Annotated in this window: 7 protein-coding genes; 6 read left to right on the top strand and 1 reads right to left on the bottom strand. The window is 59.8% G+C overall.

All coding sequences use genetic code 11. The features are described from left to right. Positions 1 to 22: 22 nt before the first annotated feature. The 3 genes from GHO42_RS19500 to mapR all read left to right on the top strand — a co-directional run bounded on the left by GHO42_RS19500 (position 23) and on the right by mapR (position 3,915). Complete coding sequence (locus GHO42_RS19500) at positions 23 to 712, top strand: AAA family ATPase (RefSeq protein WP_256670649.1); 690 nt, start codon at positions 23 to 25, stop codon at positions 710 to 712. Between the two features lie 222 nt (positions 713 to 934). Further along, positions 935 to 2,356 carry a cytochrome c oxidase accessory protein CcoG gene (gene ccoG / locus GHO42_RS19495; RefSeq protein WP_153328511.1) on the top strand — a complete coding sequence of 474 codons (1,422 nt, stop codon included), beginning with the start codon at positions 935 to 937 and terminating at the stop codon, positions 2,354 to 2,356. Positions 2,357 to 2,502: 146 nt separating this feature from the next. Further along, positions 2,503 to 3,915, top strand: coding sequence for a GntR family transcriptional regulator MpaR (gene mapR / locus GHO42_RS19490; RefSeq protein ID WP_095002453.1), 1,413 nt, complete (start codon positions 2,503 to 2,505; stop codon positions 3,913 to 3,915). Positions 3,916 to 4,035: 120 nt separating this feature from the next. On the opposite strand, the gene GHO42_RS19485 is transcribed toward mapR, so the two are convergent. Then, positions 4,036 to 4,446 carry a hypothetical protein gene (locus GHO42_RS19485; RefSeq protein ID WP_095018837.1) on the bottom strand — a complete coding sequence of 137 codons (411 nt, stop codon included), beginning with the start codon at positions 4,444 to 4,446 and terminating at the stop codon, positions 4,036 to 4,038. A 189-nt stretch (positions 4,447 to 4,635) separates the two neighbouring features. On the opposite strand from GHO42_RS19485, the gene GHO42_RS19480 reads away from it, so the two are divergent. The 3 genes from GHO42_RS19480 to GHO42_RS19470 are packed head-to-tail and all read left to right on the top strand — an operon-like array spanning position 4,636 to position 10,409. After that, positions 4,636 to 7,857 carry an efflux RND transporter permease subunit gene (locus GHO42_RS19480; RefSeq protein ID WP_153328509.1) on the top strand — a complete coding sequence of 1,074 codons (3,222 nt, stop codon included), beginning with the start codon at positions 4,636 to 4,638 and terminating at the stop codon, positions 7,855 to 7,857. Beyond that, on the top strand, positions 7,847 to 9,013 hold the full coding sequence (locus GHO42_RS19475; RefSeq protein WP_095002363.1) for an efflux RND transporter periplasmic adaptor subunit: 1,167 nt from the start codon (positions 7,847 to 7,849) through the stop codon (positions 9,011 to 9,013). The genes GHO42_RS19480 and GHO42_RS19475 overlap by 11 nt, the downstream gene beginning before the upstream one ends. Further along, complete coding sequence (locus tag GHO42_RS19470) at positions 8,997 to 10,409, top strand: efflux transporter outer membrane subunit (RefSeq protein WP_095039159.1); 1,413 nt, start codon at positions 8,997 to 8,999, stop codon at positions 10,407 to 10,409. The genes GHO42_RS19475 and GHO42_RS19470 overlap by 17 nt, the downstream gene beginning before the upstream one ends. Positions 10,410 to 10,455 lie beyond the last annotated feature (46 nt).

Genomic DNA, 10,455 nt, shown 5'->3' with positions numbered 1-10,455 from the left:
CCATCTTGGCCTCCTGGCTTTAATGGCGGTGTATTTTACAGAAAATCGTATTTCTTGGGTTTACGTACAGAGCCTAGGACCTAATGGTGCAGGCAAGACCACGTTCTTTGATATTTTATGCGGTTTAAAAAAACCAGATAATGGCCAGATCACAAACCCTTTTACTCAACAACTTTATTTATCTCAAACGCTAATGACACCTCCCGCGTTGCGCATGTTTGACATTTTCAAAATGACGGCCTTACTCTGCTCGCCCGCCCCCATTAACAAATGCCATATACAAGAGAAGCTGGCCCGTTGGAGCCCTCGAATCCTTGACCGCTACAACGAGATCTGGAGCAAAAAATCCTCTCTGTGCAGTTACGGTGAAAAACGCTGGTTCTTCACCGTTTCACTGCTGTCGATCGCAGCTGATTTCTACATTTTGGATGAACCCACTGCAGGGGTAGATCCGGAATTTCGCTTTCATATCTGGCAATGCCTGCGCGGTGCGGCACAGGACGGGGCGGCAATCCTTGTGTCCTCGCACAATGTCGATGAAATCAGCGAAAACTGCCAAGGCTTTTACATGATCAGCCAACAGAAATTCCTACACTTTGAAGACGGTGAAGCGTTCAAATATCACTATCAGGCCAGCACCCTCGATCAAGCCTTTATCAAGGCCGCATGTGGGGCTGACATGCACAAGTCATCACAACCCATCAGACCGTGATTCGCAGATTTTCTTGACCCCGATCACCCCCTGTACCACCCAACTGCGTTACAGGCGTGCAAAGCCAGCAAAACCGGGGCAGAACCTCGGGTGCAGCCGATTGTCGCAGGCCGCCTGAAGGCGCCATCTGATCCGGTTTTAATTCAAATAACTGAGTCTGTTATGCAAACAGTTCGCTGGGCATAGTGCTCGGGCCTGATGGAGGCTGATGAGCGAAAGACCATGAGCGAACAAATTCCCGTCCAGATACTTGAATCATTTGAGGCTCCCCGACCAAGAGCCGCAAAAACCAATAACAAGTCCAGCGACAACCTGATTCATACCCGCAGTTTCACCGGCCTGTTTCGCACCCTGCGAATCGTGGGAGCAGGCCTGTTGTTTTTACTGTTCTTTGGCACCGTATGGCTCAACTGGGACGGCCGTCAGGCAGTGCTGTGGGACTTGTCTGAAAGCAAGTTTCATATATTCGGCGCGACCTTCTGGCCGCAGGATTTCATCCTGCTTTCGGCACTGCTGATCATTGCCGCCTTTGGCTTGTTTGCAATCACGGTATTTGCCGGGCGCGTATGGTGTGGCTACACCTGCCCGCAGAGCACCTGGACCTGGCTGTTTATGTGGTGCGAAAAGATCACCGAAGGTGACAGAAACCAGCGCATAAAGCTGCAAGCAGCGCCCTGGCGCCTGAACAAGATCCTGCGCCGAACGGCCAAGCACTCGTTGTGGCTGGCCATCAGCGTGATGACGGCACTGACCTTTGTCGGTTATTTCACCCCGGTACGGCCACTGGCCACAGAGCTGCTGACCCTGGAGATCGCCGGTATCAGCCTGTTCTGGATGCTGTTTTTCACCGGCGCCACCTATATCAGCGCCGGCTGGCTGCGCGAGGCAGTGTGCATGCACATGTGCCCGTATGCACGGTTCCAGAGCGTGATGTTCGACAAGGATACGCTGGCCATTTCCTATGATGTGGCCCGTGGCGAAAACCGCGGCCCGCGCAAACGCGGGGTCGAGCCCAAGCAGGCCGGGTTGGGTGATTGCATCGATTGCTATATGTGTGTGCAGGTATGCCCTACCGGGATCGATATCCGCGACGGCCTGCAGATGGAATGCATCGGCTGCGCGGCCTGTATCGATGCCTGCGACTCGGTGATGGAGAAAATGGGTTACGCTCCGGGCCTGGTGCGTTATACCTCCGAGCACGAATTGCAAGGCGGCAAGACCCATCTGCTGCGTCCGCGCCTGATCGGCTATGCCGTGGTGCTGCTGGTGATGATCGGCGCGCTGGTGATGGCCCTGAATATGCGCACCATGGTGTCCCTGGATGTGATCAAGGACCGCGGCCTGTTCCGTGAAAACAGCCAGGGCCAGATCGAGAATATCTACAGCCTGAAAATCATCAACAAGACCCAGGAGCCGCAGCACTACCGGGTTTCGTTGCAGGACGGCGAGGCGTTCCAGTTGCAGGGTAAAACCGAACTGACCCTGGCCCCCGGCGAGATTGTCGATGTACCGGTATCTGTAGCCCTGCTGGCCGAGCGCCCGAAAAGCAGCTCGCAGACCATCGAGTTTGTGGTCACCGACACCGACGAACCGGGCGTGCGCAGTGTGGCCAAAAGCCGTTTTGTTGCCCCGCTGAACCGTTAAGCTGCAAATACTTTGTGTGGGAGCGGGCTTGCTCGCGACAGGATCGCTGCGGTGTCTCAGGCAAATCGCAGTCAGGCCATCGCGAGCAAGCCCGCTCCCACACCCTTGCCCCGCCAGTAACCCAACGCCGGACCGAGCCTTATTCCATGAAACGCTACGAAAAATTTGCCGACGATATTGCCGAACTGATTCGCTCCGGGGTGCTCGGCCCCGGCCAGCGCGTGCCTTCGGTGCGCTATGCCAGCCAGACCTACGGCGTCAGCCCCTCGACGGTTTTTCAAGCCTATTATTTGCTGGAGCGTCGCGGTCTGATCCGGGCCAAGCCGCGCTCAGGCTATTTCGTCAACACCCATGCACCCAGTCCGTTTTGCGAGCCGGTGTTCAGCAGCCACGTCACCGAGTCCACCCAGGTGGATGTCAGCGCCCTGGTGTTTTCGGTGCTGGACTCGATCAAGGATCCGCACACCGTACCCTTTGGCTCGGCCTTCCCCAGCCCGATGCTGTTCCCTTTGCAACGCCTGGCCCGCTCGATGGCCACCGCCAGCCGCGAAATGGACCCGCGCATGGTGGTGACCGACATGTCCCCCGGCAACCCGCAATTACGCCGGCAAATCGCCCTGCGCTATATGGTCGGCGGGCTGATGCTGCCGATGGAGGAACTGCTGATCACCAATGGCGCGCTGGAGGCCCTCAACCTGTGCCTGCAGGCCGTCACTGAGCCCGGTGATCTGGTGGCCATCGAAGCCCCGGCGTTCTACGCCTGCCTGCAAGTGCTGGAACGGCTCAAGCTCAAGGCCGTGGAAATCCCGGTGCACCCGCGAGATGGCATCGACCTCGGCGTGCTGGCACAAACCCTTGAGCGCCACCCGATCAAGGCCGTGTGGTGCATGACCAGCTTTCAGAACCCGATTGGCGCGACCATGCCAGAGGCCAAGAAACAGGCACTGGTGAAGTTGCTGAGTGACCATCAGGTGCCGTTGATCGAAGACGATGTGTATGCCGAGCTGTATTACGGTCAGCACCCGCCAAAGCCGGCCAAGGCGTTTGATACCGAAGGGCTGGTGATGCATTGCGGCTCGTTTGCCAAAAGCCTGGCGCCGGGCTATCGCATTGGCTGGGTGGCTGCGGGGCGTTACGCGCAGAAAATCGAACGGCTTAAACTGATGACCTCGCTGTGCGCCTCCATGCCGGCCCAGGCGGCGATTGCCGACTATTTGCAACATGGCGGCTATGACCGCCACCTGCGTAAATTACGCTATGCCCTGGAGGAGCAGCAAAGCGCGATGCTGGCAGCGATAGGGCGTTATTTCCCGGCACAAACCCGGGTCAGCCAGCCATCGGGAGGGTACTTTCTGTGGCTGGAGCTGCCCGAGCAAATGGACTCGCTCAAGCTGTTTCAGATGGCGTTGGCACAAGGTATCAGCATTGCGCCGGGGCCGATCTTCTCGGCTACCCAACGTTTTAGAAACTGCATCCGCCTGAACTACGGCAGCCCATGGGACGCTGCCTGCGAAAAGGCCATGGAGACCCTGGGCAAGATCGTCAAATCGTTCACTTGATGCCCTCGTTCCTTCGGCAGTGGCTACAAAGTCTGAAGGACATTTCAACTGTGGGAGCGAGCAGGCGCGCTTCCACAGGGAGGGTTGACCGGCAACAGCGTATCTACAGGGATCGCAATCTCACCCCGGCATACAGGTGAAGTCCGCCGTGTGGGCCACTTCCTTGCCGTGGCCATCCACCAGGCGTGCACTCACTTCAGGCCCCAGGCTCGATTCGATCAATTCGTAATGCTCACCCGCTTTAAACCCGCTGTAGTTGACCTTGCCCTGGCAATCGACCTGGTTTTCATCACCCGTGGCACCTTCATACAGGGTCACGTCCAGCCGGTGGGCACCAGGCGTGACTTCAAAATAGCGGCCATCATTGATGCTTTTGCCGTCTACGCGCTCGGCCATCAGGTCACTGTTGCCCTCTTCTTTCAGTCCGATCCAGGCTTCGCCAGGGTCCTGCTTGGGCATGGGCCCTGCACAAGCCGACAGCAACAGCACCAGGCTCAGGGACGGAATCAGCAGAAGCGGTTTAAGGTTCATCGCAGTCGAGCCTCGAAACAATAGAGTAGGCCGCAAGCTTGCGGCCCCTCGCGCCTTGCGCCAAATGAATGAAAATGAAGGGAATTTCAGCCCTTTCCTAAAGGATCCTTCACGTTGCTGAAAGCTGAACGTTAGGTTTGAGCGGTGAGACTGCCGAGGTTTGCAATTCCACTCCTCGGAGGTTCTGGCATGCTCGGGCTGGTAAAGACCGCACTGCACAAGCCGTACACGTTTATCGTGCTGGCGATTTTCATCTGCATCATCGGGCCGCTTGCCGCTGTGCGGACCCCTACTGATGTATTTCCTGATATTGGCATTCCGGTAGTCGCCGTGGTCTGGCAATACACCGGCCTGGCACCTGCCGACATGGCCGGCCGGGTGATCTACACCTACGAACGCTCGCTGAGTACCACGGTCAACGACATCGAACATATCGAGTCGCAGTCATTGCCCGGCATGGGCATCGTGAAAATTTTCTTCCAGCCCGGCGTCGATATTCGCACCGCCAACGCGCAAGTGACCGCCGTGTCACAGACCGTGCTCAAGCAGATGCCGCCGGGGATTACCCCGCCACTAATCCTTAATTACAGCGCGTCCACGGTGCCGATCCTGCAACTGGCGTTCTCCAGCCCGACACTTTCGGAAGCCAAAATCCGCGACCTGGTGCAGAACAATATCCGCCTGCCCCTGAGCGCCCTGCCGGGCCTGGCCATGCCGACGCCGATGGGTGGCAAACAGCGTCAGATCACCCTCGACCTTGACCCCCAGGCACTGGCTGCCAAAGGCCTGTCCGCACAGGATGTGGGCAATGCCCTGGCAGCGCAAAACCAGATCATCCCGGTGGGCACCGCCAAGCTTGGCACCTATGAATACACGGTGTTGCTCAACAACAGTCCCAAGGCCATCGACGAACTCAATGACCTGCCGATCAAGACCGTCAATGGCGCGCTGATCACCATCGGCCAAGTGGCCCACGTACGTGACGGCTCGCCGCCGCAAACCAATATCGTGCGCGTCGACGGCCATCGTGCGGTGCTGATGCCGGCGCTGAAAAACGGCAATATCTCGACCCTGTCGATCGTCGACGGTATTCGCGCAATGCTGCCGCGCATCAACGAAACCTTGCCGCCGTCACTGAAAACTTCGTTGCTGGGCGACGCTTCGGTATTCGTCAAGCAATCGGTGGGCAGCGTGGCCCAGGAAGGCATCATTGCCGCCCTGCTGACCAGCGCGATGATTCTGCTGTTCCTCGGCAGCTGGCGTTCCACCCTGATCATTGCCGTGTCGATCCCCCTGGCCGTGCTGTCGGCCATCGCCCTGCTGGCCCTGAGCGGGCAAACGCTCAACGTCATGACCCTTGGCGGGCTGGCGCTGGCCGTGGGGATTCTGGTGGACGATGCCACAGTAACCATCGAGAACATTAACTGGCACCTCGAGCAAGGCAAGTCGGTGCGCGATGCGATCCTGGACGGCGCCAAGCAGATTGTCGGCCCGGCGTTCGTGTCGCTGCTGTGTATTTGCATCGTGTTTGTGCCGATGTTCATGTTGCAGGGCATTGCTGGCTATCTGTTCCGGCCGATGGCGCTGTCGGTGATTTTCGCCATGGGCAGTTCCTTTATTCTGTCGCGCACTCTGGTGCCGACCCTAGCGATGTTTCTGCTTAAGCCACATGTGCCGGAACAAGGTTCAGGGCATCACCCGGAAGACGGCTACATCAACCATCACGAGGGCGATCAGCACACCCGCCAGCACTCGGCACCAGTGCGTGCACTGCTGAGCTTTCAGGTGGGATTCGAGCGCCGTTTTTCGGCAGTACGGGACGCTTACTACGCCGTACTGGAACTGGCCCTGGCCAATCGCAAACGCTTTCTGCTGGGTTTTATGGCCTGTGTACTGGCCTCCTTTGCCTTGCTGCCAAGCCTGGGCCAGGACTTTTTCCCGGCCACCGATGCCGGTGCCCTGGCCTTGCATGTGCGCTTGCCGCTGGGCACGCGCATCGAAGAAAGCGCTGCGGACTTCGATCGCATCGAGTCACGGATTCGAGAAATCATCCCGGCCGAGCAACTGGACACAGTGATCGACAATATCGGCATTCCGCTTAGCGGCATCGATATGGCCTACAGCAGCAGTGGCACTATCGGCCCGCAGGACGGCGATATTCAGGTGACTCTAAAAGAAGGCCACAGCCCGACGGCTGACTATGTAAAACGCTTGCGAGAAGCCTTGCCGGAGAGTTTCCCCGGCAGCCAGTTCGCCTTTATGCCTGCAGATATCAGCACCCAGATCCTCAATTTCGGAGCACCGGCTCCGCTGGACGTGAAAATTTCCGGGCGTGATGACGAGGCCAACCGCGCCTATGCCCTGGAGCTGCAACGTCGCCTGCAACATGTACCGGGAATTGCCGACCTGCGTATTCAGCAGTCGGTGGGTTACCCGTCGCTGCAGGTCAAGGTGGACCGCCTGCGCGCCAATGGCCTGGGGATTACCGAACGGGATGTGACCAACAGCATGGTGGCCTCCCTGGCGGGCAGCTCCCAGGTGGCACCGACCTTCTGGCTCAACCCGCAGAACGGTGTGTCTTATGGTGTGGTAGCCGCAACGCCGCAGTATCGTCTGGACAGCCTGCCGGCCCTCGAAGCCCTGCCCGTGACCGGCAGTAACGGCCAGTCACAAATCCTGGGCGGGCTGGCGACTATCAGCCGTGTGCAAAGCCCGGCCGTGGTCACTCACTACAACATTCAGCCGACGCTGGACCTCTACGCCAATATTCAGGGTCGCGATCTGGGCTCGGTGGCGGCCGATGTGCAAAAAGTGATTGATGGCGCAGCCAACCTGCGGCCCAAAGGCGCAATCATCAGCCTTCACGGCCAGATCGATGCCCTGCATGAAGCCTTCAGCGGTCTGAGCTTCGGCCTGCTCGGCGCGGTGGTGCTGATCTACTTGCTGATCGTGGTCAACTTCCAGTCGTGGCTCGATCCGTTCGTGATCATCACTGCCCTGCCCGCGGCCCTGGCCGGGATTGTGTGGATGCTGTTTCTCAGTGGCACCTCGCTGTCGGTGCCCGCCTTGACCGGGGCTATTTTGTGCATGGGGGTGGCTACCGCCAACTCGATCCTGGTGGTGAGCTTCTGCCGCGAACGCCTGGCCGAACATGGCGACGCTCTCAAGGCCGCAATGGAAGCGGGCTATACACGTTTCAGACCCGTGTGCATGACTGCACTGGCGATGATGATCGGCATGCTCCCGCTGGCCTTGTCAGAAGAACAGAACGCCCCCCTGGGACGCGCCGTTATTGGCGGTCTGATGCTAGCCACCGTTGCCACCCTGCTGTTCGTGCCCGTGGTCTTTAGCCTGGTGCACGGCCGTGAAAAAAATCGAGCTGCTGCTGGAGAAACTTCCCATGTCGTCTGATCAAAAACCCTCGCGCAAGCGCTTGATATACCTGGGCATCGGTGGCCTGACCCTGGCCGCCTTGCTGGTCGCCAATGGGCTGGCCGCCCGCAGTCGCCATGAGCACGCGGTGAGCCAATGGACCGAAGCGGCCGCACTGCCGATTGTCAACGTATTCCAGCCCCTGCAGAACGCCCATGGCGATACCCTGCGCCTGCCCGCGCATCTGGAGGCCTGGAGCAAGGCGCCGATCCATGCCCGGGTCAACGGCTACCTGCAAAGCTGGCAAACCGACATTGGCAGCAAGGTCAAGGCCGGGCAGGTCCTGGCGGTTATCGACAGTCCGGATCTGGATCAGCAACTGGCGCAGACCCGCGCCCATATGCTCCAGGAGCAAGCCAACGCCCGGCTCGCGGCCACCACGGCCACACGCTGGCAAAATCTGCTGGCAAGCCATTCGGTGTCGCGCCAGGAGGCTGACGAAAAGCTGTCCAATGCTGCCGCCGCCAAGGCCAATGCCCAAGCCGCTGAGGCGGATTACGCACGACTGTCGACGCTGGAAGCCTACAAGACCATTCGCGCACCTTTTGCCGGCACCATCACCGCGCGCAATACCGATATCGGCCAGTTGATCAAGGCCGACACCGACAGCGATACCGAGCTGTTCGATCTTGCCGACACGCACCAACTGCGCCTGTATGTGCCGGTGCCACAGAACTACGCCAGCGTGATCCGCCCCGGCATGCAGGTACAACTCAGTGTGCCGGAACATCCGGGGCAAATGTTCAACGCAAAATTGATTGGCAACTCGACAGCAATTGACCAGCGCTCCGGTACCCTGATGGCCCAGTTCGTCGCCCTCAACCCCGGTGACGCGCTGATGCCCGGCGACTATGCCGAGGCGCTGCTGTCGATTCCGGCCGATACCCATGGCGTCAGTATCCCGGCCAGCGCCCTGATTTTCCGTGCCCAGGGCACACAGGTGGCAGTGCTCGACAAGGCCCGGCATGTGCATTTGCAAACGATCCATATCGGCCTTGATCTGGGCGAACGACTGGTGATCGATCAAGGCCTTACGGCCACCGACACCGTCATCGACAATCCGCCCGACGCCTTGCGCGAAGGCGACTCGGTCAAGCTGGCCGACGCAGGAGCCCCCCATGCAGCCAAGGCTTAAACGCAGCGCCCTGTTACTGACCCTGGCGTTGCAGGGTTGCTCACTGGCACCAGGCTACAAGGCACCCGACCTCAAGTTGCCCGAGCACTACCGTGAGCAAACCAGCGACGGCCCGTGGCACAGCGCGCAACCTGCCGATCAGCTCTCACCACAGTGGTGGCGGGTATACCAGGATGAACGCCTGAACAGCCTGCAACAGCAGTTGCTCAAGGCCAATCCGGATCTGGCCGCGGCACTTGCCCACTTCGATGCGGCGCAGGCGTATGCCAGCCAGTTGCACGCTGGGCTGTTCCCACAAATTACCGCCAGTGGCCAGCCGTTGCGCCAGCGTCAATCGGACAACCGTCCATTGCGCGGCAGTACCCAGCCATCGGTCTACAACAGCAATACGGCGGGGTTTGCGTTGAATTTCGACCTCGACCTGTGGGGCAAAATCCGCAATCAGGTGGCGGCGGGCGATGCTCAAGCCCAGGCCTCGGCGGATGACCTGGCCGTCGCGCGTTTGAGCCTGCAACGCCAATTGGCCAGCCTGTATGTGCAACTTGACGGGCTGGATGCGCAGCAGCAAATCCTCACCCGCTCGCTGGATGATTACGCTCAGGCCCTGCAACTGACCCGCTCGCGCTATCAGGGGCAGATCGCCTCGGAACTCGACCTGACCCGTGCCCAAAGCCAACTGGCAGAAGCCGAGGCGCAGCTGGATGACGTCCGCGCCCAACGCAACCTGACCGAACACGCCATCGGTGAACTGGTGGGCGAACCTGCCAGCAACTTTCAGCTGGTGGCCAACACGCAAACGCTAAACCTGCCTGATCAACCGCGCACCCTGCCCAGTACCCTGCTGCAACGGCGCCCCGACATCGCCGCGGCCGAGCGCCGGGTTTTCGCCGCCAACGCCGGGATCGGCGTAGCCAAGGCCGCCTGGTACCCGGACTTCAGCCTGACCGGCCTGCTTGGCGGGCAAACCCAGGGTAGCGGCAATTTGCTGTCTGCCGGTAACAGGTTCTGGGCGTTGGGGCCGTTGGTCAACCTGCCGATTTTTGACGGCGGCAGGCTCGATGGCCAGGAACGCCAGGCCAGGGCCGAATTTGCAGAAGCATCAGCCCATTACCGTAGCCAGGTGCTGCACGCGGTGCGTGAAGTTGAAGACAACCTCGCCCAGCTGCGAGACCTGCAACAGGAAAGCCTCGATGAACAGGCCGCAGCCAACGCCGCCGAACACACCCGGGCAATCGCCACCCACAGCTATGAAGCCGGCGCGGTGAGTTACCTGGACGTAGTCACCGCACAGACCGCCGCCCTGCAGGCCCAGCGCCAGGTGCAGGCATTGCACACCCGACAGTTACAGGCCAGCGTAGGGTTATTGACGGCGTTGGGGGGTGGTTGGCAGGGCTGACGCCCTGCGCATCAGTGGGAGCAGGCTTGCCCGCGATGGCAACACC

Source organism: Pseudomonas sp. FSL R10-0056, assembly GCF_009600105.1.
Lineage (GTDB): Bacteria > Pseudomonadota > Gammaproteobacteria > Pseudomonadales > Pseudomonadaceae > Aquipseudomonas > Aquipseudomonas bubulae.
The sequence above is the reverse complement of the archived record's forward strand: the minus strand, read 5'-3'. Positions and strand labels throughout refer to the sequence as shown.